Raw genomic sequence first — 25,804 nt, 5'->3', positions numbered from 1 at the left:
GAAGAGATATGCAAGACCGGGTCTTGTCTTAATTTGAATACCATGAAAAAAAATGTTTTGTTTTTCCTCCTTGCTTTGTCAAGTTGGATATTGTATGCGCAGGAATATCCCAAGGTGATTATTCCGGGCGACTATCCCGACCCTTCGATAATACGTGACGGGAAAGATTATTATATGACACATTCCCCTTTTTACTACGCGCCGGGCTTCTTGATTTGGCATTCGCGGGATTTGATAAATTGGGAACCGGTGTGCCGTGCCCTGCCGGATTGGGACGGTTCTGCCATGGCTCCGGATTTGGTAAAATATAAAGGGCGTTTTTATATCTATTATCCGGCTGCCGGAACGAACTGGGTGATTTGGTCGGATGATATCAAAGGCCCCTGGAGTAAGCCGGTCGATTTGAAAATAAGCGGCATTGACCCCGGCCATATTGCCGACGTGGACGGCAACCGCTATCTGTATGTGAATGAAGGGGAAGTCGTCCGCCTGTCCGATGACGGCCTGTCCGTCACCGGTGAAAAGAAAAAGGTTTATGACGGTTGGGAGTATCCGAAGGGCTGGGATACGGAATGCATGTGCTTGGAGTCTCCCAAACTGAATTATAAGGACGGTTATTATTATATGACCTCCGCACAGGGGGGAACGGCAGGGCCTGCCACCAGCCACATGGTTGTTTCCGCCCGTTCCAGGAACATTACGGGTCCTTGGGAAAATTCTCCCTACAATCCGGTTGTCCATACTTATAGCGGGAATGACAACTGGTGGTCCAAGGGACACGGAACCTTGATTGACGATGTGAACGGCAACTGGTGGATTGTGTACCATGCTTATGCGAAAGGATATCACACGTTGGGACGGCAAACTTTGCTTGAACCTGTCGAATGGACCGACGACGGGTGGTTCCGGACGAAACCGTCCGCCGACCCGATACTGTCCGCTGCCCCGATGCCGGAGGACAAGCGGATAAAGCGCGGATTGTGTCTGTCCGACGACTTTGAAGGTCCGGAATTGGGCCTTCAATGGACTTTCTGGAAAGAATATGCGCCCCAGTCGTTGGCGTTCGGGCGACAAACCTTGCGGGTGGACGCCAAGGGGAGCGGTCCGGATGACGGACGGTTGCTGTTGACGACTCCCGAAGATAAAAACTATGAGGTGCAAGTTGAGGTCCATGTCGGTAAAAAGAATATAGCGGGGCTGCTCTTGTTCTATCGTGAGAAAGCTTATGCGGGCGTGATGTCCGACGGTGAGAAATTCATTGTCTGTCAAAATGCGGACAAGAAAGTCGAATTGCCCAACACATTAGGGAAGCGCTTCACCGTAAGACTTCAGAATCAGGGAAATAACGTTCGGATTATGGTTGGCAAAGGTAACGGGGCATGGACCACTCTGGCGGAGAATATAGATGTTTCGCAACTTCACCACAATAACTACCACGGCTTTTTCGCTTTGCGTATCGGCCTGCTCTCTGCGGGAAAGGGAAGTGCGGGTTTCAGGCAGTTCCGTTATAAAAATGCGGTTCCTCAGGAAAAGGATATGAGCGCTTACCTGATGGTATTCCACAAAGACGAGACTCACGGGCTTTATATGGCCGTCAGCCGTGACGGTTATACTTTTACGGCTTTGAATGATGGCGAACCGGTCATTGCCGGAGATACAATCGCTTATCAGAAAGGGATTCGCGACCCGCATATCTTCCGCGGGCCGGACGGCGCCTTTTACCTCGCCATGACCGATTTGCGCGTGTTTGCCCGAAGAGACGGTTATCTGGATACGGAATGGGAACGTGACGGGCGTGAATACGGCTGGGGCAACAACCGGGCGTTGGTATTGATGAAGTCATGGGATTTGATACATTGGAAACGCACGAATATCCGCTTTGACAAGTTGTCTGCCGGATTGGGCGAGATTGGTTGCGTCTGGGCTCCGGAAGTGGCATACGACGATAAAAAAGGAAAACTGATGATTTATTTCACCATGCGTTTCAAAAATGAAGCGAACAAGCTTTATTACGTGTATGTGAATGACGAATTTGACAGGATAGAAACGCTCCCGCGGATTTTGTTCGAGTATCCTAGCGAAAAGGTTTCGGCCATAGACGGCGACATAACGAAGGTAGGGGATACATATCGTTTGTTTTATGTCTCCCACGATGGGGAGGCAGGTATCAAGCAGGCCGTTTCGGACCGAATCGACGGAGATTACAGGTTTGATGCCCGCTGGTACGATTCGGAACCCAAAGCTTGCGAGGCTCCTCATGTATGGAAACGTATCGGGGAGGATAAATGGGTATTGATGTACGATGTATATAGCATTCATCCTCATAATTTTGCTTTTGTCGAAACGTCGGATTTCGTGAATTTCAAGAATCTGGGACGTTTCAATGAGGGAGTGATGAAAACAAGCCGTTTTACTTCTCCCAAGCATGGAGCCGTGATACATCTGACTGCCGAAGAGGTGGATAAACTGGAGGATTATTGGAGGGAAAATAAAAGGAAGTATGTTCCGACGCCATCGGTACAGGTGAATATCGTCTCTCTCGATTCGTGTTTCCGCTTCGACGTTAGTCCTGAAATGTAAAAAAGGCTTCGGTTTCGGATAAAAAAACTTGTGTTCTGTTCGGGTTTGTGCAGGATGTGTTATCTTTGCGCGGATTGTGAATTAGTTAACCCTGTTCCGGCGATTGGAATTGCGGAAGGAAGCCCTTGCGGATTTTAATGGAATTGACAAAAAACACTGATACAAAATGAAAAAATACGTTTGCTTTTTATTCTTTGTGTTGGTAAACAGCTTGCCAGGCATGGCCGACACTCCTTTTCAACTCAAAAAACTACAAGTGGAATATGCTACGACTCCGTTGGGGATTGACGTGGAAAACCCCCGTTTCAGTTGGCGGATGGAGGCAACGGCGGACGAAAGAGGTCTGTCGCAGGCGGCTTGCCGAATCGTCGTGACCGATGAGGCAGGGATGCAAGTGTGGGATTCGGGAAAAATCAATGATGGCAATTCCTTGAACATCGAATATGCCGGACTTCCTTTAAAAGCAGCCACCCGTTATCTGTGGACGGTTCGCGTGTGGGATGCGAAACACAGAGAAGCCTCCGCTTCTTCCTGGTTTGAAACCGGGCTGATGAGCAGCGACCGCGCTTATCAGGGATGGAGCGGTGCGAAATGGATTGGAGGAGGAGATGAAGACAGGACGTTCTATTCCCATTATCTTCCGGTTTTTAGGCTGGACTTCTCTTTACGGTTGGACGAAGCGTCCCGGACCACCCGTTCCGGATTTATTTACGGGGCGAATGACGGACGTTTGATGAACCGGTATAAGAACCTCTACCGGTTGGAAAATAAAAAAGACGAGTCATATATCAGAGTCGAACTGGATATCGCCCCGTTGCTTTCGGGCAAAGAGGCGGTGCTGAACGTGTACCGGGCAGGTTATCATCCGAATGACAGGAAAGACATTCCCTATAAGAGTTTCGCCATTCCGCAGGAGCTTGTCAACGAGCGTAATAAATACGGCTGGCATAAGATAAGCCTTCGCTCGAATTTGGGCTTTACGCAGTTTTATGTGGATAATGCCGGGAAAGAAATCGGCTCTGCCAACCTGAATCCTTTGGGCCGGGGCGGTGATTTCATCACTTTCCCCGTAGCGGGAGATATGGGTTACTTTGTTCCTGCCGGACAGGCGGCCTCTTTCTCGACAGTGGAAATAGCCGACTTCCGGAGCCCTTCCAATGTAATCGCTACATTGCAGGATACGGTATGCCGCATAGACGGCGCTTCTTCGGGAGTTCTCGACATCTTCACTCCGGAGCCCCGTTCGGCGCCGATGTTAAGGACGGTCTTCGCCTCTTTGGATGCAAAGGTGAAGAAAGCGCGGCTGTATGTTACCTCACGCGGCATCTATGAGGTTTATCTGAATGGCAGACGGGTGGGAGACGACTATTTCAATCCCGGAATCACCCAATACAATAAAACACACTTATATCAGACATTTGACGTGACGGAGCATATCCGTTCCGGGCGGAATGCGCTCGGTGCTTTACTGTCTGAAGGATGGTGGAGCGGAGGAGCTACTTTTACGGGAGACAACTGGAATTTCTTCGGCGACCGTCAGTCATTGCTGGCAAAACTGGTAATCACTTATGCGGACGGGCGGGAGAAAGTAATCGTAACCGACCCCTCTTCCTGGCAATATTATGATAAAGGCCCTGTCTGTTACGGCAGTTTCTTTCAGGGCGAAGTGTATGACGCTTTGCGTGATGCGGAGGTAGAAGGGTGGAGCACGGCTGCATACGATGCCGCGAAGTGGAAGCCTGCCTGCGAAGTTGCGCTGGAGGGTAATATCTGTACGGACGGAACCCCGGACCAACCCTGGGTAAACGACTATTCCGGTTTTGAACTGATAGGGCAGTTCGGGCAGACCGTAAAAGCGAGGACGGAACTGACCGCGCTCTCGATGGAGGAAGTGCGTCCCGGCGTGTTTGTTTATGACATGGGACAGAACATGGCGGGAGTCCCCAAAATAAAGTTGTCCGGCTTGAAGCCGGGAACGAAAGTCTGTCTTCGTTTTGCCGAGGTGAAATATCCGGACCTGCCCGAATATAAAGACCATATCGGAATGATTATGTTGGAGAATATCCGCGCTGCCATGGCGCAGGACATCTATATCGCCAAAGGGGGTGAGGAGACGGTTCTTCCCCGCTTCACCTATCATGGCTACCGGTTTGTGGAGATAACGGGCATTGACAAGCCCCTGCCCGTAGAAGCGGTGAAAGGAGTGGTGCTGAGTTCCATCCATGAGTTGGCCTCCCGTTACGAGACATCGAACGCGAAAGTAAACAGGTTGTGGGAAAATATCACTTGGTCCTCTTTCGCCAATTTCATGTCTGTCCCGACCGACTGCCCTCAACGGAACGAACGTTTGGGATGGGCGGGAGACATTTCCGTCTTTTCCCGCACGGCAACGTATCTGGCGGATGTTCCGCAGTTCCTGAGAAGATATCTCCGTTCCATGCGCGACGTGCAAGGCAAGGACGGGCGTTTCCCGGACATTGCGCCTTTGGGCGGCGGCTTCGGCGGTTTGTTATGGGGAAGCGCCGGCATCACAGTACCCTGGGAGTGCTACCGGCAATATGGAGACAAGGCATTGCTGGCAGAACATTACGACGCCATGAAACGGTATGTTTCTTATATTCTCGACAAGACTATCGACCCGGAGACGAACCTGCTTGTGCAGAACCGGGTATGGGGTGATTTATGCGACTGGTTGGGGCCTGAAGACAGCAGGAATGATAAATCCCTCTTATGGGAGGCTTATTTCATTTACGATTTGGAGCTGATGGGCAAGATAGCGGCCGTTCTGGGTAAGACTGCGGATGCGGAGGAGTACCGGAAGCTGCACGGCGAGAGAAAGGCTTTTTTTAACAGTACTTACCTGCAACCGGAAACCTGCAAGACCATCCATTCCGCTTTCATACCGGAGAGGCGGGGGACTCTGGTGGATACGCAGACTTCTTATGTGCTTCCGCTAGTGTTCGGCATCATTGACGAGGAGAATAAACCGAAGTTTGTCAAGAACCTGATGGAGACAATCGTCAGGGAGAATAAGACGGAGCAAGGCAAGCAGTGTCCTCCTTATTCGTTGATGACGGGTTTTATCGGGACGGCGTGGATTAGCAAAGCCTTGTCGGACAACGGTTGCAGCGAGGCGGCATACAGGCTGTTGCAGCAGACGGCTTATCCGTCATGGCTGTATTCGGTGGAGCAGGGAGCCACCACCATCTGGGAACGGCTGAATTCCTATACCCACGAGGATGGATTCGGGGGGAATAACCGCATGAATTCTTTCAACCATTATTCTTTCGGTGCGGTCGGTGCATGGATGTACAATTATTCTTTGGGCATAGAACGGGATGAAGATTCTCCCGGATTCAAACGGTTTGTATTGAAGCCGGAAGTGGACGCTACCGGCGGCATGACTTACGCCGAAGGGTATTACGATTCCATGTACGGGCATATCGAGAGCGGTTGGAGAGTGGAGAAGGACGCCGTCATTTATCAATGCGCGGTTCCGGCCAACACGACCGCGACGTTATATCTTCCCGCCGCTTCCGTGAAGAACATCGTTGAGGGGAATAAAGCGTTGAAGAAGAGTAAAGGGATAGAATATGTAGGGACGGAAGGCGGAAAGGTGGTATTGCGGCTTTTGTCCGGCAGGTATTCCTTTAAAATTCAATAAAGACGGAAGAAAGTCTCCTATCTTTCCTGTATCCTGAAAGTTTTTGTATTTTTGTAGACGCATACTTGCAATCATATTAAGTCGAGATGACGTTATGAATATAAATCGTACTTCAACATCCCTGCCCCGCAAGCTTCCGGTAGGCATACAGAGCTTTGAGAAACTTCGTAATGGCGATGTAAAAACCTTCCTTACCCGCCTGCGTGCCTTCTTTGCCGATTTTCCATACGAGCTGAATACGAAGACGGAACGTCATTACCAGGTTGTTTTCTATCTTGTTTTCAAATTGATGGGGCAATTCATACAGTCGGAAGTGCAAAGTGCTATCGGACGTGCGGATGCGGTAGTAAAGACACGTGATTGTATCTATGTCTTTGAGTTCAAGCTGGACGGCACGGCGGAAGAAGCTTTGCAACAGATTGACGAAAAAGGCTATCTCATTCCATATATTGCGGATGGACGCCGGTTAGTGAAAGTCGGTGTTTCTTTTGATGCGGTAAATAGGAATTTGGGAGAATGGTTGATAGCGTGAGTTTCTGTGCCTGATATTTGTTACTTCTACACTCTAGCATTTGTCTTATGCTTTGTTCCTAAGCGTTTCATTGTTTGGGAAAGGTAGTTCCTTGTCTTCGAAACAGAATTTTCTAGCCTTCGAAACTAGAGTTTCTGGCTCTTGAAACTGGAGTTTCCTAGCCTTTGGAACTAGAGTTTCTAGCTCTTGGAACTGGAGTTTCTAGCTCTTGAAACTAGGGTTTCTAGCTTTTGGAACTAGAGTTTCTAGCCTTTGAAACTAAAGTTTCAAGCCGAGAAACAAATAACGAAACTAATGTTCTTTGTATTACACATGGCGGGGATATTGATTGCGTGACAGCAGGTGACGGCATTTCTTCTCTTTAATGCTGCTGTCACAGCTTGCTGTCACGGTCTTTTTCGTTTATAATCAGTGTATTACTGTACGTTGTGTGACAGATGACAGCAGTTGGTACTAAATATAATTATATGTAGAGAGATTTGTCTCATTCCTGTTTCGTTTCCCCGCCATGAGAGGTTGCCATCCGGTTTGATACCGAAACGGTCATTCGTACACTATTCTACGCCTAGTGCCGGCAGCAGGTAATTTTGTCGTAATCCGATGCTCCGAAGAAGGGGAATCGGAAGAGATGAAAATAATGGCTATTGTTTTTTATTACAGTCTCATCCGATGCTCCTTTTCATCGTCCACCACAGCCATCATTCCTTCTACCTGTGCGAGAGCCAACATACGTCCGTGGAAAGAATATCCCGGATTGTAGCCTTTGTCTTCATCTCCCAGCATCATTCTTCCGTGGTCTACACGCATCGGCAATCCCGGATTCTCATGCTCGAAGATACGGATGAGGTCAATCAGATGTCCTCTTCCCGTGAGATGGGAACTTTCGATAAAGTTTCCTCCGGGCATGGCAGCCGTACTGCGCAGATGTACGAAATGAGTTCTCTTTGCAAATTTCTTTGCCAGCTTGCGGGTGTCGTTGTGCTTGCCCGCACTCTGCATGTACTATGATGCGTATTTTTGCAAGATATTTGCCTATCTTTGCAAAAATAGTTCAGCAAGGAGATTTATGAAGAAGATAATGAATGAGAAGTTGGCTATTACGGCTTCCAATCCCGTCCGCGCCCGCTTTTATGAATATCCGCGTTTTACGTATCCGTGGCATTTTCATAGTGAGTATGAGATTATCTATGTGGAGAAGGGAGAGGGGGATTGCCTGGTGGGTGACAGCATTATCCCTTATTCGAAAGGCGATTTGATTCTTTTCGGTTCCGAACTGCCTCATAGCATGCAGAGTCCGCCGGAGGACAGGAGAGAATCCGATAGCGGAGAAAAAACGGATAACGGGGAAAGGCCGGATAATGGAGAAGAATCCGGTAGCAGGGAGGAATTGGGCAATGGAAAAGAACCCGAACCGAAAGTGAAAGGAGTGAATATCCAATTCGAGAAAGACTTTATGCATTATTCCATTTCTCAATATTCCCAGTTTATTCCCATCAGGAATTTGCTGGAGGATGCCTGCAGGGGAATTAAATTCACTGTTGCCCGTTCGGGAAAAATCTTCAAGCTGTTGCAACGGATTCCTTCCGCCAAAGGGGCGGAACAAATCATCCTGTTGCTTTCACTTCTGCAAATGATGGCTGCCGGCAACCGCAGGAAATATCTGACGACTTCCCATTATACCCCGGCTCCTTCCATCATGCGTAATGAAAGGATGGAAAAGGTGATTGCCTATCTGAACAAACATTATACCGAATCCGTCGGCTTGGATGAAATTGCTTCTTACACAGCGATGAATCCCGCTGCTTTCTGCCGGTACTTTAAAGAAAATACAGGAAAGACATTCAAAGAGTATGTACTCGATATGCGTATCGGATATGCTTGTAAATTGTTGAATAACAGTGTGATGAATGTCTCTCAAATCAGTGCGGCCTGCGGGTTTGAATCATCGGTACACTTTAATCGCATCTTTAAACGGCTGACAGGAATGACGCCGACTTTTTATAGGGAACAGATGGAATAATGCCAAAGTTCAGATGGAATTCTATCTTTTAAGATAGTGTCTTTCACCTCTTCACAAAGATTTTTTGTCTTTTATCGTATAGTTGATGTTGAGTATAATTTCTTCCTCGTTCGTATATAATGGAAAAGACAGATAAACATGAACGTAAATAAAATGAAGAAAAGAATTTTGCTTTTGTTGCTGGCAATACCGGTATTGGCGAAAGCTCAGGATGTGATGACGGAAACCCGCCGGGAACTGGCGTCTCCCGACGGAGCTTATCGTTTTACCTTTTATCAGCGTGCGGTGGGAGAGGGTGATGCACAAATGTATTATACCTTGACTTATAAGAACCGTCCGGTAATTGAGGAAAGTAAACTGGGAGTCCTGATTGAGAACCAGTTGTTTGAATCTGCGTTGGGCATTCCGAACGATACCTGCCGTTTCTGGTGTGAGAATCTGAAATTGACGGGGACTGAACGGCGGAAGGCGGACGAAACATGGCAGCCCGTGTATGGCGAACGTGCGGAAGTCCGTGACTGCTACAATGAGATGGTTCTCAAATTCAGGAAAGGAGAAGGAGATGGCAATAAGGACGGCGGCTATGATAAACGTAAGAATTACTTTATGAATATTATCATTCGCGCCTATAATGAAGGAGTTGCTTTCCGCTATCATTTTCCGGAGTTGACAAACGGGCTTTTCCTGCATATCGTCGGCGAGCAGACTAGTTTCACGATGCCTGAAGGGACAATGGCTTATTATGAACGTTGGGCGCAAGGGCCTTATGAGCTTCGTCCGCTGAAAGGATGGGGGAGAGAGGAAAGTGAACGTCCTTTGACTTTGAAACTGCCTGACGGATTGTCGGTTGCCTTGCTGGAAGCGGAGATGGTGGATTATGCCCGCGGCAAGTTCCGCCTGTCTTCGGAAAAACCTTCCACTTTGGAAACGAGCCTGTATGGCAGTGTCGATGTGATTTCTCCTTACAGTACTCCTTGGCGCGTAATCATGGTCGGCGAACGTCCGGTGGACTTGATTAACAATAATGATATCGTCTTGAATCTGAACCCGGCTTGCAGACTGGCCGACACTTCCTGGATTAAACCCGGAAAAGTATTCCGTTCGGGCGACTTGAAACAGGATAGGGTGAAAGCTGCCATTGACTTTGCGGCGGAACGTGGCATCCAGTATGTACATTTGGATGCCGGTTGGTACGGTCCGGAAATGAAGATGAGTTCGGACGCTACTTCTGTTTCTCCGGATAAAGACCTTGATATACCTGTTTTGTGCAGGTATGCCGAATCGAAAGGGGTCGGACTCATGGTGTATGTCAATCAGCGTGCGTTGGTGCAGCAGTTGGATACTCTGTTGCCCTTGTATAAAAAATGGGGATTGAAGGGTATCAAGTTCGGCTTTGTACAGATTGGCAATCAGCATTGGAGCACGTGGTTGCACGATGCGGTCCGCAAGTGCGGAGAATACGGTCTGATGGTGGATATTCACGACGAATACCGTCCGACAGGTTTCAGCCGTACTTATCCCAACCTGATGACACAGGAAGGTATTCGCGGAAACGAGGAAATGCCGGATGCGACGCACAATACGATTCTTCCTTTCACTCGTTTCCTGGCGGGTGCGGGAGATTATACTCTCTGTTATTTCAATGGGCGGGTGAAGAATACGAAAGCGCATCAGTTGGCGATGGCGGCGGTATATTACAGCCCTTTGCAGTTTATGTTCTGGTATGACCGGCCGGAATTCTATAAAGGAGAGGAGGAGCTGGAATTCTGGAAAGCCGTTCCGAGCGTATGGGACGACAGCCGTGCGTTAGACGGGGAAATCGGGGAGTATATCGTCCAGGCACGTCGTTCGGGAAATGACTGGTTCGTAGGAGTTATGACAAATACGGAGGCCCGTACGGTCACGTTGACTGCGGATTTCCTGGAACCGGGGAAGAAGTATATGCTCTACTTGTATGAAGATGACGACAGGTTGAATACGCGGACGAAAGTGCGCAGTGTCCGTAAGAAGGTAAAGGCCGGGGATAAGCTCGTCTTGAAGCTGAAAGCGAGTGGAGGGGCTGCATTGCATTTCACCCCGCTGGAAAGTGAATAAGCGGTTTACAATTAAAAGAAACATCATGAGTAGATATTTTTTTGCGGCTTTGTTTGTTTTATTGCTGCAGGCAGCCCCGGTCCCGGCAGCTCCCTGGCAATGGTCGGTAGAGATAAAAGAGCTGGTTTCGGAAGAAACGAAAGCGCATCCGTCCGCTTACCTGTGGATACCGGAGAATTGCAGGCAAGTCCGTGCCGTTGTGGTAGGGCAACATAACATGACCGAAGAGACTATCTTCGAACATCCGGAGTTCCGGAAAAATATGAGCGAGCTTGGGATTGCGGAGATATGGATAACTCCCGGAATAGACCAACGCTGGGATGTAACGAAAGGCACGCAGCAAATCTTTGAGACGATGATGAAAAACCTGTCTGAAATAAGCGGGTATGCGGAATTGGAATTTGCGCCGGTCATTCCTGTCGGCCACTCGGCAATGGCGACTTATCCGTGGAACTTTGCCGCCTGGAATCCCGGACGCACCTTGGCCGTCCTGTCTATCCACGGTGACTCGCCCAGGACTCATCTGACGGGTTACGGACGTGCGAATCTGGATTGGGGAAACCGCACGATTGAAGGCATTCCTTCTTTGATGGTAATGGGAGAGGACGAATGGTGGGAAGACCGGTTGATAACCTCTTTCGATTATCGCCGCGAATATCCGAACGCCCCTCTTTCATTCCTTGCGGATGCCGGACACGGGCATTTCGATATTTCCGACGAATTGGTCGACTACCTTTCCCTCTTTCTGAAAAAGGCCGTACGATACAGATTGCCGGAACGCTCTCCTTTGGATGCTCCGGTCCGACTGATTCCTGTGGAAGCCAAAGACGGCTGGCTCGCAGACCGTTGGAGAAAAAATGAGATTCCCGCAGCCGATGCCGCTCCATATGATAAGTATAAAGGAAACAAGGAGCAGGCATTTTGGTATTTTGATAAGGAAATGGCAGACGCTACGGAAAAGTATTATGCCGGCGAACGCGGAAAGAAGGAACAATACATCGGTTTCGAGCAAAAAGGGAAACTGGTAACTTTCAATCCGGAATCCCATGTACGTATGTCACCCTCTTTCCAACCCGAAGAAGATGGAGTCACCTTCCGCCTGAAAGCTGTGTACACAGATACGCTGAGGAGGACGTACTCGGAAGAGCACGGCAAGCGCCCGATTCGAGTGTCGAGAATCTGCGGTCCGGTGGAAGTGGTGGATGATACCACTTTTACGGTCCGTTTCTACCGGATGGGACTGGATAATCCGAAACGTACGGGAAACATCTGCCTGATGGCTTCCGTAAAGCAGGATGATATATATCGGAGTGCTGTCCAGCAAGTGGAAATCCGCATTCCTTACCGGAATAAGGAAGGAATGCCGCAGCATATCACTTTTCCCAAGCTGCGGGACGTCAAGGCTTCGACCGGAGAAGTCGCTTTAAATGGCACTTCGGATGCAGGACTTCCGGTTTACTATTATATAAAGGAAGGACCGGCGGAAATAGCGGGTGACCGGATTGTGTTCACTCCGATTCCTCCTCGTGCGAAGTTTCCGGTAAAAGTCACGGTTGTGGCCTGGCAGTACGGGCGTAGCGTAGAGCCTAAAGTACAGACAGCCGATGCCGTGGAACAGAGCTTTTATATCACTGCCCGTTAAACGGTGTGCCGCCTGCCGCCGGTTTGGAAAATTGTCCGGGGGAGAGTCAGAGAACCAGTTCCCCGAACAATCTCTCTAATGTTTTGTCCAGGTCGGCCGAGAGTCCGGGATGCGGGCGGGATACTTGTATGCAGGAGCTTTTCACCGCAGTCAGCCATCGGAACCGGTCGGGAATATCCATACCGGCGATTGCCCCTCCTTCCTTGTTTCCTGAACATATTTTATCGAATACCCGTAATCCTTCTTTCAGGCAACCGGTATCCAACTCGGAAGAAAACAGTTTCAGTTTGTTCTCATCTACCGTATAGAGGGATTTCAGGTAACCGGCTTGTTTGGAGAACAGCACAATCCCTACATTGATAAATTCCTCACGTTCCACTCTGGGAACGAAACGGATGACTGCGTATTCATATAAGTGCCTTTCTTGCATGTTGCGCTTCATTTACAAATAGTTCGGAATGCTTGGTTCTTTCTTCCAGAAAACGGATGTAAACCTCTCTTAAATCCTGGGGCGTTTCCGTTCCTTCCGTCCGGTTCAGCCAGTCGTCGGGGACGGCATTGACAATTTCCCGTATCTTTTCCGGAGTTAACAGTCGCTTGAATTCGGTATTTACTTCCTCCAGTTTGTCGGCGGACGGCAGCAATACATGGTCTTTTATCTGTACGAAAGGAACAAGCGCCTGCTTTTGCCAGTTAGCCCAGGAATGGTGGAAATAGAGGGAAGCTCCGTGGTCAATCAGCCACAGTTCTTTGTGCCACATCAGCATATTGGTATTTTTGACGGTGCGGTCCACATTGGTCAGCAAGGCGTCCAGCCATACTGCCTGCGAGGCGGTTTTCCCGTCTACCGTGTGTACTGCCGGATCAAAGGCGAGTGAGCCGGAAAGGAAATGCAATCCTATGTTCAACCCGCGGCTCCATTGGAGCAAATCCTGTATTTCTTCATCCGCTTCTGTCCGTCCGAAGGCTTCGTCCAAATTCAGAAAGACTATTTCGGGGACTCTGAAACCCAGTGCACGGGCTATTTCTCCACCAATCAGCTCGGCAATCAGCGCTTTCGTCCCGTGTCCTGCTCCCCTGAATTTTACTACATACTTGAATCCGTCGTCAGCTTCGGCTAAAGCGGGCAATGAGCCTCCCTCACGCAGAGGAAGAATATATCTTGTTACATTTGCCGTTCGTAAATCCATGCAGCTCCTTTCTTTGTTTCGGGAATCAAAGATAGGATGTTTTGAGTGAATTTTATGAGAAAATGCGCGTTAAATTAAAGAATTGCAGCTTTATTAAATAATTTTGCGGCTTTGAGTGTTTGAAATGCTTTGTTCGTATCTAATAAGTAAAAAATGGAAATAATATGAATAAAAAAGTTTTAGTTACGACATTATTAGGGATGGCATCGGTATTTCCGGGTGTCATGTCCGCTCAATCCGTATATCCCGGACAACATCGGGGAAAACTGGAGAAAGAGACAATCGTTCCGGTACAGGCAGAAAGTTTCGACCTGAAAGACGTCCGTCTGCTGCCGAGCCGTTTCCGTGATAATATGCTTCGGGATTCCGCCTGGATGACTTCAATAGACGTCAACCGCCTGTTACACAGCTTCCGTACCAATGCCGGCGTGTTTGCCGGGCGCGAGGGCGGATATATGACCGTGAAGAAGCTCGGCGGATGGGAGTCTTTGGATTGCGAGCTTCGCGGACATACCACCGGACACATGCTTTCGGCACTCGGTCTGATGTATGCGGCTACCGGCAGTGAAATCTTCAAGTTAAAAGGCGACAGTCTGGTTAACGGGCTGGAGGAAGTGCAGAATGCGTTGAAAAACGGGTACTTGAGTGCATGGCCCGAAGAGTTGATAAACCGGAACATTCGGGGAAAGAGTGTCTGGGCTCCCTGGTACACTTTGCATAAGCTGTTTTCCGGCCTGATAGACCAGTACCTGTATGCCGGCAATCAGAAAGCGTTGGCTATCGTAACCCGTATGGGCGACTGGGCATACGACAAACTGAAACCGCTTGGTGAGGAAACCCGCAGGCTTATGATTCGCAATGAATTCGGGGGTATCAACGAATCGTTTTACAACTTGTATTCGGTGACGGGGGATGAGCGTTACCGCTGGCTGGCGGAATACTTCTATCACAATGACGTGATTGACCCGCTGAAAGAGTCTCGTGACGACTTAGGGACGAAGCATACCAATACATTCATCCCGAAAGTGATAGCGGAAGCCCGCAACTATGAATTGACCCGAAACGAGACAAGTAAAAAACTGTCGGAATTTTTTTGGCATACGATGATTGATCGCCATACTTTTGCGCCGGGATGTAGCAGCGACAAAGAACATTACTTTGACCCGGAGAAACTCTCCCTGCATCTGACGGGTTATACCGGAGAGACTTGTTGCACCTATAATATGCTCAAACTGAGCCGCCACCTTTTCTGTTGGACGGCCGACGCATCTGTCGCGGACTATTACGAGAGGGCTTTGTACAATCACATCTTGGGACAGCAAGACCCCGAAACCGGGATGGTGGCTTATTTCCTGCCTCTGCTTTCCGGCTCTCACAAGTTGTACAGCACTAAGGAAAACTCTTTCTGGTGTTGTGTCGGCAGCGGATTTGAAAGCCATGCCAAATACGGGGAAGCCATTTATTACCACAATAGTCAAGGCATATATGTAAATCTGTTTATCCCTTCTCAAGTGACATGGAAAGAAAAAGGATTGACGCTGCGTCAGGAAACGAAGTTCCCGCAGGATGAAACGACATATTTCAGCCTGCATACCGGGAAACCCGTCCGCACAACTATCTACCTGCGCTATCCTTCATGGAGCAAAAATGTGAAAGTATCGGTGAATGGCAAGAAAATAGCCGTCAGGCAGAAACCGGGTTCTTATATTGCCGTTACCCGTGAATGGAAAGAAGGCGACCGGATTGCTGTGACTTATCCGATGCAGTTCAGGCTGGAGCCTACTCCGGATAATCCGGCTAAGGCGGCTTTACTGTACGGGCCGTTGGTATTGGCGGGAGAACGGGGAACTGAAGGCATGCAGGCGCCCGCTCCTTTTTCAAATCCCGCTCTTTATAATGACTATTATACTTATGATTTTCATGTTCCCGCCGGGCTGCGTACTTCGTTGAAGATAGACGTAAAGCATCCGGAACGTGCATTGCAGCGTGAGGGGGATGAATTGAAGTTTACGACCGAGCAGGGAGATGTGATTCGTCCGCTTTATGATTTGCATCACCAGCGTTATGTGGTATATTGGGACTTGCAGCCGGAATAGGGTGTATTCGTGACAGGTCTGTCGGAAATAAAGGAAAATAAAGAAAAATTAAACGAATGACAAAATGAACAGCCGCTTGTTAATTGCCGCTTTTGCGTGCCTCTGCTTTTTTGCCGTTTCCTGCAAGGTGTCGCCCGGCAGGGAAAGACTGTATGATTTCTCGCCTCTGGACTCCCTCATACGGGGATGGGTGGATAAGGGGTATTATCCCGGAGCATCCGTTTGCGTGGTGAAGAACGACTCTGTAGTTTTTCGGAAAGATTACGGCGGTTATACGTCCGATACGAAAGTCTATGTCGCTTCCGCCGGAAAATGGGTGGCGGCAACCGTGGTCGGGGCGGTAGTCGACCGTACGGATTTAGGATGGGAAGACCCGGTAGAGAAGTGGCTGCCGGAATTTAAGGGAGATGCCAAAGGCAAAATCCTTTTGCGGCAATTATTGTCCCATACTTCGGGGGTGCGCCCGTATCTTCCGGAACCTCGTATAGACAACTACAATCATCTGGATTCGGCGATTGTGGAAATCCTTCCTTTGGATACGGTCTTTGCTCCCGGAAGCCGTTTTGAGTATGGAGGACTTGCCATGCAGATTGCCGGAAGAATGGCGGAGAAGGCGGCGGGGAAAGAGTTCGAAACCCTTTTTCAGGAGTTGCTGGCGCAACCTTTGGGTATGAAGAGTTCCCATTTCACGCCGGTCAATACGGAGGGCGGCCATGCGCCTATGCTGGGAGGGGGACTGTGTACCACACTGAATGATTATATGCGTTTTCTGTCTATGGTTTATCACGACGGGACGTATGAGGGCAAGCGGATTGTATCGGCGGAAACGGTGAAAGAGATGCAGGCCGACCAGGTGAGGGGTGCGGCAATCCCTTCTGATAATTATGTGATGAAGGGATTGGGACAATCTCATAACGGAATCTACGGATTGGGAGAATGGCGTGAGCTGGTAGATAAAAAAACAGGTGAAGCTTTTCAGATAAGCTCTCCGGGATGGGCCGGCGCTTATCCGTGGCTCAATAAACGCGATAAGGTTTACGGATTCTTCATTGCCCATGTGGCAGGTTCGTCCGTCAAAGAAGACGGTTTCTCTTCTTTTTTCGGCAGCCCGGTCATTTCACGGACAGTATCGGAAATCGTAAAGGGCAATCCGTCCGTTGTGAAGCAGGGACGTATTCAGGTAGGAAACGGCTCCTTGTATTATGAAGAGGCGGGCCGGGGCGAACCGCTAATCTTTGTTCACGGACATTCTCTCGACCATCGTATGTGGGATGGGCAATTCTCTGTGTTTGCGAAAAATTATCGCGTTATCCGTTATGATTTGAGGGGATACGGCGTTTCTTCCCCTCAAACGGAAGATTATCAATTCACGCATGCGGAGGATTTGGTTGCTTTGATGGACTCCCTGCATATCCGGAAGGCGCATATTGTCGGGCTTTCCCTGGGCGGGTTCGTCACTGCCGATATGCTGGCGTATTTCCCGGAACGGATGTTGTCCGCTTTTTTAGCCAGTGGAAACATACGGAAGTCCAAAGGACCGAGCCAGCCTATGACAAAAGAGGAAGCCGTGAAACGCGACGAAGAAATTGCTGCTTTGAAAAAGAAAGGGGTGGATGTCATGAAACGGGAGTGGTTTGAGGGGTTGATGAAATCCGGGGGAAGCCGGCGTGAACGGATGCGCGCGCCTTTGTGGCGGATGATTGACGAATGGGACGCATGGCAACCCTTGCATAAGGAAGTGCGGGTGGTAGCGGGGCTGGATGCCATTGAAAGATTGAAAAGGAGCCATCCTGACGTACCGGCTTTGATTGTGGAAGGGCATTCGCCTGATAACCGGTTCTCAAAGAAACCTCAAATCCTCGATTATCTTCCTAACGGGAAGTTGAAAGTGATTGAGGATTGCGGACACATGATGAATATGGAGCGTCCGGAAGAGTTTAATGTGGTTCTGGAAGAGTTTTTAATCAATATTGAACGTTTAAAATAGAAGAAATGAATGCCATGAAACAAATCATCCTGTATTTAATCGGAATGTTGTTTACAATGTCCGTATATGCGCAAAAGATAAAACATCCTTCGCTTTTATATACCCCGCAACGCATTCAGCAGGTGAAACAGCGCATGCAGAATGAACCGGAGTTGCAGAAAGCCTGGGAAGATATTAAAAAGGCTGCGGATGAGGCTTTGCGGAAGAAAGACTTCAACCGGCTCGATTATCTTTCGTTGGCCTATCTGATGACGGATGATAAAGAATATGCGGATGTGATTAAAGAAATCCTTTTGAAAGCAGTGGAAGCCGAGTCATGGGGAGATATGGAGATGATGGCGCGTATCCCCGTGTGGCGTTCCCAACTGGGCATGGCACATAAGAGTTTTCTTTCTGCCTTAGGATATGATGCAGCTTATAACGTGATGTCTTCTTCGGAAAGGAAAAAGATAGCCGGCGGCTTGAAACGGTTGGCGGTAGAACCGGCTTTGGGCGACTGGTTATTAGAACCCTCCCGCATTCATTCCTTGAATTCCATGGGGCATAACTGGTGGACTTCCTGTGTGTGCCAGGGCGGATTATTGGCATTGAGCCTTCAAAATGAACTTCCGGAAGCAAGGGAATGGGTGGAGCAACTTCACGAGTCTCTTCCCGAATGGTTTGATTTTGCCGGTGATGTGTTGCAACAGAAGGCGAAGAGTTTCGATGAGTCCGGTGGAATGTATGAAAGTCTGAATTATGCGAATTTTGGCATTCAGGAAGCCCTGCTGTTCCGGATAGCGTGGATAAATACTCATCCCGGGCAGAATCCCGGTGATATTCCTCAATTGGCGAAACTGCCGAACTACTTTTCCCAAGTCTGTTATCCGCGTACGGGAATGCTGTATAGTCTGAATTTCGGAGATAGCCACAAAAACGTGTCGGCGGAATCCAGTATGATGCTGTTGTATGCGTTGGGACTGAAAGACCCGATTATTCTGTGGTATATAACTCAGGTGGAGCAAGGCCAGCACCGCGACGGTTTTTTCCTGAACCGTCCGACGGGTTTTCTTTATACGCCTGATTTGAGTAAGGCCCCCGTAACTCCCGAACTGAAAACTTCGCAACTGTTTTCGGATTTCGGTTGGGCCACTATGCGTGACTCATGGGAAAAGGATGCCACAATGCTTGCCGTGAAGAGCGGCCATACCTGGAACCACTCTCATGCGGATGCCAATTCTTTTATCCTTTTCCATAAAGGGGTGGATATCATAAAGGATGCGGGAAACTGCTGGTATCCGAATCCTGCCTATCGCAATTATTTCTTTCAAAGTCAGGCGCACAATGTAGTGCTGTTCAACGGGAAAGGACAGTCGCGCGAGCAGCAGTACGGCGGTTCTATGTTGAGAGGGTACTTACATCATCTGCTGGATGCGGGCGATGTGAAATATGTGCTGGCGAACGGAACCGGTCCTGTTTCTGACAATTTCAGTCGCAATTTCCGCCATTTCCTCTGGATGGATAATGTGATTTATATGATTGACGACTTGAAGACGCATAAGATAGGACAGTTTGAATGGTTGTGGCACACCAACGGCGTTTATAAGAAATCCGGCATCGACGTGAATGTGACGAATGGAAATTCCTCGGTAGTCATTCGTCCTCTGTATCCCCGCATGCTGGCTAAGTCCGATTTTGTCCATGATTATCCCGAAGATTTGTATTGGGAAGAGCTGGAAGCTCCTACGGAAGACTTGAAAGGTACGGAAACTTATTATTCTTTCCATTTGCCCGCAGAGGTGAACCGGGTGAAAGGATTGACTGCCATTATCCTGAAAGATACTCCCGATGAAAAAGACCTGCCTCAAATGGAAAGAAGGGAGGGGCAGGATTGGATAGGTCTCCGTATCCGCCATAAAGGTAAAATTACCGATTTGTATATCAATCAATTGGCTGATGGAAGACTGATGCACAGTAATTCGTGGATTATGCCGGACGGTTGGATGACCGACGCTTATATGTTTGCTGTCTCTTATCCGGAGGGTACGGAAGCGAAGGATGCTAAAGATTTCTTCATCGCTTACGGAAGCGCGTTGAGGCGGGACGGCGAAACATATTTTTCATCACTCTCCAAGCTGTTTGCCATCCGGAAAACGGAAGGTAAGAAACTCAGGCTCTGGCTGGACGGACAGCCGAAGATGAATGCTGTTTTCAGAAGTGCCGGCAAACCTGCAGCCGTAGAAGTGAATGATAAGAAAATCCCGGTTGTCTATCGGGGGACACAGGTAAAGGTGAGACTGTGAAGTAAAGGGAAAGGATTTTCTCCGGAAACTTATAGTGAAGCCGGTGTTCTGTTTTTGTGCAGACCTACATGAAATCTGAAATATTTTATGTAGGTTTGCATTGTTTTGTTAAATATGAGTCTCCTATGCGCAATCTAATACGATATACGGTGAAGCCTGTTCTTACTCTTTGTCTGTTATTTGTAAGTTTGTCTGTTTATTCTATTTCTCTTTCTTTTCGTAGCCTTTCCGAAACCGACGGTCTTTCTGATTTAATGGTCAGTACTTTTTATAAAGATTCTTTAGGGTATGTCTGGATTGGTACGGCAAGTTCTGTGGAACGGTTTGACGGAGCAATTGGAACATATCGCTTTCTGGCGTGCTCCGGTCGATAATGATTTCGGGAATAAAATGCCGGCTCTGACAGGTGTCTGGCGAACTGCTCATGTCAACCGTTATGTGGAAAGTGTGACAATAGACGAAAAAAATAAGAAGGGGTTGTCTGTAAAGGTTAATTGGATATTGAGTGACATCCGGGTTCCGTATGTTATGGAATATTTGATACGTGACAATGGTTCTGTCATTGTGACGGGAAGTATTGGTCTGACCGGTAACAAAACAGATGTCCGTTGGTTGTCTTTACTGGATAATGACGGGCAAGGAGTGAAAATCACTGGTTTGCAGCCTATTGCATTTTCTGCCCTGCATTTTGCACCGGAAGACCTTGACCCGGGACTTACCCGTAAACTGCAACATACTGTTGACATTGTCCCCCGAAAGAATATATTTTTGCATATAGATTTGAAACAGCGTGGGCTGGGAGGTGATAATAGTTGGGGAATGTATCCGCACAACCAATATAGGCTGCTTGATAAGAAATATACATATAGTTATATGATTGAATTGATTGGCCGGTAAATAATTCAAATGAGATTGAGTAAATGAGATTGCCTCTTCGTATTTGTCTATAAACGTATAGCGAATATGAAGAGACAATTGGTATTATTGATACTTATGGCATACACTGTCACAGTATCTGCCCGAAGCATAGACGGGGTCTATAATATTCTGGATTATGGCGCGGATACATTGGCGGTAAATACGCAAGCCATAAATAAAGCTATTGATAGCGCCTTTCGGAATGGAGGAGGAAAAGTGGTAATTCCCGCCGGAAGATTCCGGTCGGGTACCATTTTCTTGAAAGATAATGTAGAACTGCACCTGTCCGGCGGAGCCGTATTGGAAGCTAGCAATGACTATGCCGATTTTCCTCTTTTACCACCCGCCGCTTATCGTTCGTTGAAAGATGCCGGGGGATGGTCTGCATTAATTTATGCCGAAAAAGCCAACCATATAAGTATCACGGGAAAAGGTACGATTGATGGAAAAGGCAGAGGCAGGAAGGGACGGGTTCAGGGAGTTGCCGGAGACTGTAACGGTCGGCCGCGTAATATTCTTTTCATATCTTGTAAAAATGTATCTGTTTCTGGGATAACCATGCTTGATTCTGCTATCTGGAACCAGCATTATTTGGATTGTGAAGATGTGACAGTTACAGATATTAAAGTCTTTAACCATGCTAACGGAAACAATGACGGTATTGATATTGACGGTTGTCGCAGATTTATATTGTCCGACAGTATTATCGACTCCGATGATGACGGCATTGTTTTGAAGAGCACAGGAACCGCTCCTTGTGAGGATATTGTGATAAATAATTGCATTGTCAGTAGTTTTGCCAATGCAATCAAATGCGGGACGGAGTCTACCGGAGGTTTCCGCAACATCCTTATTTCGGATTGCATAGTGAAACCGAGCCGTTTTGCAGGTGAACGAATCATTCAGTCAACTCCTGCCGGCATAACGGCTATTTCTCTGGAAGTTGTCGATGGAGGCGTGATGGAAGGAGTGAGTATTGATAATATACTGATTGAAGGGACCGAATGTCCTCTGTATGTCCGTTTGGCTGACAGGGGACGCAAACATATCGACAGCGTTCCCGTACCTCCGGTGGGAGTCATGAGGAATATTCAAATCAGTAATATAACTGCCTATGGTACCGGAAATTTTTGTTCCTCCATCACTGGCATTCCCGGACATAAAATAGAGAATATTTATCTGAGCAATCTTCATTTTGTAAATAAGGGCGGTCTGGTAAAAGGGAATTTCCTGACAAAAGAACTTATAAAGGGGGAGCGGCATGATATGGATAAGAACATGTATCCGGATAAATACTGGGCTTCTTTCAGAGATGTCATTGAAGATGAAAAAGGCTATCCACAGCCTACTGTATGGAAGAATCTTCCTAGTTTCGGGCTGTTTATCAGACATGTAGCGAAATTGACGTTGAATAATGGAACATTTATTTCAGAAAAGCCGGAACCTCGTATTCCTGTCATAGCAGTGGATGTGGATGAAATGTATGTGAAGCAACTGACTGCCGGGCAAAACTCATCACCTGAGGTATTTTTACATAAAGTATCGAATGCGCATATCGATTCGAAGTTGACAGTTCAAATAGAACAGTAAGGGCAATATCAGGGCGGGATTTTTCTCATTTTAATAAAAGAAATATTCTCATTTGGAGATTTTTATGTAAGTTTGTCACATGTTTAATATGAAAGGGACTGTTGATAGGTGAAAGGCACGATTAAATATCTGATTTTTTTTATCATGTATTGGGCTTGCGGAGTAACTTCGCAAGCGGGGAATTACACGTTTCGCAATGTGGTAATGTCCGACGGTCTTTCCGGATTGTTGGTGAATGCTATTTATAAAGATTCAGAAGGTTTCGTGTGGTTGGGAACCGATAATTGTCTCGACCGTTTCGACGGGGTAAAAGTACGGCATTTTGAATTCCGGGGAATGGAGTCCGGGCGGAAGAAACGGGTGAACTGCATTACTGAGACTGCCGATAATCAGCTTTGGGTAGGCAATGGTATCGGGCTTTGGCGGCTGAACCGCACTAACAACCAATTAGACAGAATTGTGCCCGAAAAGATAGACTTTGCCGTCAATGCGCTGCTGGCGGACGGCAATATGCTTTATATAGGGACGGAAAAAGGATTGTTTATCCAGAAAGACGGGCAGTTGCGGCAAGTGCTGACAGACCCTAATATGCTGGCCGCCTGTAACAGAATCATGGATATTTGCCTGAATGAAGATAAGAGTACATTATGGCTGGCTACGGTGCAGGGTTTGTTCTCCTATTCGCTGAAAGACGGTAAGACAGGCTCCTGGCATTTTCGGGAGAACGTGCCCGAAGCCGATTATTTCCGGTGCCTGACCCGTATCGGGGAAACGCTTTATCTGGGGACGATGAGCCAGGGAGTAGTCCGTTTCGACATTGGAAAGAAGACATTTTCCCATACCGTATCTTTAGGTTGCGATGTTATTTCCGATATCTCCGGAGACGGGGAGGAAAACGTATATATAGCCACAGACGGCAATGGCGTCCATTTTCTTTCTCATAAGGACCAACAGGTGGTACGCCGTTTTTATCATGATGTAAATGACAAGGAGGGAATCCGCAGTAACTCTGTTTACTCGCTGTTTGTAGATGACAGGGGAACTGTTTGGGTGGGACATTTTCAGGCGGGCTTGGACTATTCGCTTTACCAGAACGGCCTTTTTCATACATATGCTTACCCTCCCTTGTTCAATTCTGCCAATCTTTCCATCCGTTCCTTCGTGAACAGAGGCCGTGAGAAAGTAATCGGTTCGCGTGACGGTTTGTTCTATATCGACGAAGCTGCCGGAGTCGTGAAAAGTTTTGTGAAACCTGTCCTGACTTCGGACTTGATACTGACCATCTGTTTTTATGCCGGTGAATATTATATCGGTACATACGGCGGAGGTATGATGGTATTGAGTCCTGAAACTCTGTCCCTTGAATATTTCACCCAAGGCGATACGGAACTTTTTCAGAAAGGGCATATCTTCTGTGTGAAGCCGGATGCAAAGGGAAATCTTTGGATAGGCACTTCACAAGGACTCTTCTGTTACAGCAAGCAGACACAACAGATTAAACATTTTACCAGCGCCAATTCCCAACTGCCGGAAGGGAATGTATATGAAGTGAGTTTTGACTCTACGGGTAAAGGATGGATTGCCACGGAAACCGGCATGTGTATCTATGACCCCGCGTCCCGAAGCTTGCGTTCCAATGTGTTTCCCGAAGGATTCGTAAACAAAGACAAGGTGCGTACTATCTATGAAGATGCCGCACACCGGCTTTATTTTATCCGTGAAAAAGGAAGCTTGTTCACATCCACTTTAACGATGGACCGTTTCCAGAACCGCTCTGTCTTCTCCACACTTCCGGATAATTCATTGATGTCCGTTGTGGAAGATAATCTGGGATGGTTATGGGTGGCTTGCAATGACGGTTTGTTGCGTATCAAGGAAGACGGGGAAGAGTATGACGCTTTCACTTACAATGACGGAGTACCGGGGCCTACCTTTACAAACGGGGCTGCTTATAAGGATGAAGAAGGGGTGTTGTGGTTCGGCAACACCAAAGGGCTGATTTATGTCGACCCGAAACGTGTAGACGAAGTGCGCGGTACGGTTCGTCCGATTGTTTTTACGGACATATTGGCTAACGGTATTCCTTTCGCCAATCCTTCTTTAAAATATAACCAGAATAATCTGACTTTCTGTTTTACGGATTTCGCCTATGGACTCCCTTCCGCTTTGTTGTATGAATATCGGTTGGAAGGAGTGGACAAAGACTGGAAGTTGTTGGCAGCGCAGAATGAGGTGTCTTATTACGGTCTCCCCTCCGGAACTTATACCTTTCGTGTGCGTCTTCCGGGAAATGAGCAGTCGGAAGCCATTTGTCAAGTGACGGTACGTCCTATGATACCTTGGTGGGGATGGGGGCTTTTTGTTGCATTGATTGTAGGAATCGTGTTCCTCATCAGGTATTACGTGTGGAAACACCTGCGTTATTTGCTCGCTTTTTCCGCTCCGGCCGTTTCAGAGCCGAAAGAAACTGCTGACCGGCATTCTGCCGTTACCGAAGAGAAATACAAGACCAATAGGCTGACTGATGAAGAATGTAAGGAGCTTCATAAGAAATTGGTGGCTTATGTGGAGAAAGAAAAGCCTTATATTAACCCCGATTTGAAGATGGGCGACTTGGCTTCTGCTTTGGATACTTCTTCACATTCGTTGTCGTACCTATTGAACCAATATCTTAATCAGTCTTACTATGATTTTATAAACGAATACCGTGTCGCTCAATTCAAGAAGATGGTGGCAGACAGCCAGTATTCCCGTTACACATTGACTGCATTGGCGGAACTTTGCGGATTTAGTTCACGCGCTTCTTTCTTCCGGTCATTCAAAAAGAGTGCGGGAGTCACTCCGAACGAATACATCCGCAGTATAGGCGGAACTGCCAAAGAAGAGTGATTTTTTCGGTCGGCTTTCACCGGATTTTATTTCTTATCGTGTGTCTTTCATTCCTTCATATTCCTTTATTCATCGGGGATAGGGGGTGGAAGCCCTTCCTTTCACCGGGGAAACCTTCTTTGACCGTTCCTTTCCTGTAAATTCTCAACAGATAATTACCTTTTCCCCTTATGCAAGTTTGTTTTATTCCTGTTGCAAACTTCTTTTTCGTAGGATGAAACGATAAACGTAAGTTTTGTTTTTATGAATGCAATATTCGTTTATGAAAACAAAGCTTTCAATTATATAAATGCAGCTTGCATTTATAGTTTACATTTAAC

12 protein-coding genes and 3 pseudogenes are annotated in these 25,804 nt (G+C 47.7%); 12 read left to right on the top strand and 3 right to left on the bottom strand.

What is annotated here, in order from left to right:
* Positions 1–42 precede the first annotated feature (42 nt).
* The 3 genes and pseudogenes from Q5076_RS02815 to Q5076_RS02805 all read left to right on the top strand — a co-directional run.
* Positions 43–2,580 carry a family 43 glycosylhydrolase gene (locus tag Q5076_RS02815; RefSeq protein ID WP_303010708.1) on the top strand — a complete coding sequence of 846 codons (2,538 nt, stop codon included), beginning with the start codon at positions 43–45 and terminating at the stop codon, positions 2,578–2,580.
* 220 nt (positions 2,581–2,800) lie between these two features.
* Complete coding sequence (locus tag Q5076_RS02810) at positions 2,801–6,244, top strand: alpha-L-rhamnosidase (RefSeq protein WP_303010730.1); 3,444 nt, start codon at positions 2,801–2,803, stop codon at positions 6,242–6,244.
* A gap of 160 nt (positions 6,245–6,404) precedes the next feature.
* Positions 6,405–6,776: pseudogene (locus Q5076_RS02805) on the top strand (PD-(D/E)XK nuclease domain-containing protein); the annotation flags it as partial.
* A gap of 654 nt (positions 6,777–7,430) precedes the next feature.
* Here the strand turns inward: Q5076_RS02805 and Q5076_RS02800 are convergent.
* Positions 7,431–7,769, bottom strand: a pseudogene (locus Q5076_RS02800) (mannonate dehydratase); the annotation flags it as partial.
* Between the two features lie 73 nt (positions 7,770–7,842).
* On the opposite strand from Q5076_RS02800, the gene Q5076_RS02795 reads away from it, so the two are divergent.
* The 3 genes from Q5076_RS02795 (at position 7,843) to Q5076_RS02785 (ending at position 12,532) form a co-directional block, all read left to right on the top strand.
* Positions 7,843–8,796 (top strand): AraC family transcriptional regulator, encoded by a 954-nt coding sequence (locus Q5076_RS02795; RefSeq protein ID WP_303010707.1) that lies wholly within the window; start codon positions 7,843–7,845, stop codon positions 8,794–8,796.
* Positions 8,797–8,934: 138 nt separating this feature from the next.
* A complete protein-coding gene (locus Q5076_RS02790; protein ID WP_303010706.1) occupies positions 8,935–10,890 on the top strand; it encodes a glycoside hydrolase family 97 protein in 1,956 nt (651 codons plus the stop codon).
* A gap of 25 nt (positions 10,891–10,915) precedes the next feature.
* On the top strand, positions 10,916–12,532 hold the full coding sequence (locus Q5076_RS02785) for an alpha/beta fold hydrolase (protein ID WP_303010705.1): 1,617 nt from the start codon (positions 10,916–10,918) through the stop codon (positions 12,530–12,532).
* Positions 12,533–12,578: 46 nt separating this feature from the next.
* On the opposite strand, the gene Q5076_RS02780 is transcribed toward Q5076_RS02785, so the two are convergent.
* Both Q5076_RS02780 and Q5076_RS02775 read right to left on the bottom strand, forming a co-directional pair.
* Positions 12,579–12,962, bottom strand: coding sequence for a DUF3037 domain-containing protein (locus Q5076_RS02780; protein WP_303010704.1), 384 nt, complete (start codon positions 12,960–12,962; stop codon positions 12,579–12,581).
* Positions 12,940–13,722, bottom strand: coding sequence for a HipA family kinase (locus Q5076_RS02775; protein ID WP_303010703.1), 783 nt, complete (start codon positions 13,720–13,722; stop codon positions 12,940–12,942). Before Q5076_RS02775 ends, Q5076_RS02780 begins: the two co-directional genes overlap by 23 nt.
* Before the next feature lie 164 nt (positions 13,723–13,886).
* Here Q5076_RS02775 and Q5076_RS02770 point away from each other — a divergent pair, with 164 nt between their 5' ends.
* From Q5076_RS02770 to Q5076_RS02745, 6 genes and pseudogenes are all read left to right on the top strand, one after another.
* A complete protein-coding gene (locus tag Q5076_RS02770) occupies positions 13,887–15,818 on the top strand; it encodes a glycoside hydrolase family 127 protein (protein WP_303010702.1) in 1,932 nt (643 codons plus the stop codon).
* A 64-nt stretch (positions 15,819–15,882) separates the two neighbouring features.
* Positions 15,883–17,805 carry an alpha/beta fold hydrolase gene (locus Q5076_RS02765; RefSeq protein ID WP_303010701.1) on the top strand — a complete coding sequence of 641 codons (1,923 nt, stop codon included), beginning with the start codon at positions 15,883–15,885 and terminating at the stop codon, positions 17,803–17,805.
* Between the two features lie 14 nt (positions 17,806–17,819).
* Positions 17,820–20,087, top strand: coding sequence for a heparinase II/III family protein (locus tag Q5076_RS02760; protein ID WP_303010729.1), 2,268 nt, complete (start codon positions 17,820–17,822; stop codon positions 20,085–20,087).
* A 348-nt stretch (positions 20,088–20,435) separates the two neighbouring features.
* A pseudogene (locus Q5076_RS02755) lies at positions 20,436–20,984 on the top strand (beta-galactosidase); the annotation flags it as partial.
* Between the two features lie 66 nt (positions 20,985–21,050).
* Positions 21,051–22,595: a glycoside hydrolase family 28 protein gene (locus Q5076_RS02750; protein WP_303010700.1), complete on the top strand. Its 1,545-nt coding sequence runs from the start codon at positions 21,051–21,053 to the stop codon at positions 22,593–22,595.
* 108 nt (positions 22,596–22,703) lie between these two features.
* A complete protein-coding gene (locus tag Q5076_RS02745; protein ID WP_303010699.1) occupies positions 22,704–25,484 on the top strand; it encodes a two-component regulator propeller domain-containing protein in 2,781 nt (926 codons plus the stop codon).
* Positions 25,485–25,804 lie beyond the last annotated feature (320 nt).

It is taken from the genome of uncultured Bacteroides sp., assembly GCF_958445495.1.
GTDB lineage: Bacteria > Bacteroidota > Bacteroidia > Bacteroidales > Bacteroidaceae > Bacteroides.
Note: the sequence above shows the minus strand (reverse complement) of the source record. Positions and strands in the feature narration are given on the sequence as shown.

Coding starts and splice junctions, on each gene's coding strand:
- Q5076_RS02795 (WP_303010707.1), top strand. CDS start 7,843: ATGAAGAAGATAATGAATGAGAAGTTGGCTATTACGGCTTCCAATCCC.
- Q5076_RS02760 (WP_303010729.1), top strand. CDS start 17,820: ATGAAACAAATCATCCTGTATTTAATCGGAATGTTGTTTACAATGTCC.
- Q5076_RS02815 (WP_303010708.1), top strand. CDS start 43: ATGAAAAAAAATGTTTTGTTTTTCCTCCTTGCTTTGTCAAGTTGGATA.
- Q5076_RS02750 (WP_303010700.1), top strand. CDS start 21,051: ATGAAGAGACAATTGGTATTATTGATACTTATGGCATACACTGTCACA.
- Q5076_RS02790 (WP_303010706.1), top strand. CDS start 8,935: ATGAACGTAAATAAAATGAAGAAAAGAATTTTGCTTTTGTTGCTGGCA.
- Q5076_RS02780 (WP_303010704.1), bottom strand. CDS start 12,962: ATGCAAGAAAGGCACTTATATGAATACGCAGTCATCCGTTTCGTTCCC.
- Q5076_RS02810 (WP_303010730.1), top strand. CDS start 2,801: ATGGCCGACACTCCTTTTCAACTCAAAAAACTACAAGTGGAATATGCT.
- Q5076_RS02785 (WP_303010705.1), top strand. CDS start 10,916: ATGAGTAGATATTTTTTTGCGGCTTTGTTTGTTTTATTGCTGCAGGCA.
- Q5076_RS02775 (WP_303010703.1), bottom strand. CDS start 13,722: ATGGATTTACGAACGGCAAATGTAACAAGATATATTCTTCCTCTGCGT.
- Q5076_RS02765 (WP_303010701.1), top strand. CDS start 15,883: ATGAACAGCCGCTTGTTAATTGCCGCTTTTGCGTGCCTCTGCTTTTTT.
- Q5076_RS02770 (WP_303010702.1), top strand. CDS start 13,887: ATGAATAAAAAAGTTTTAGTTACGACATTATTAGGGATGGCATCGGTA.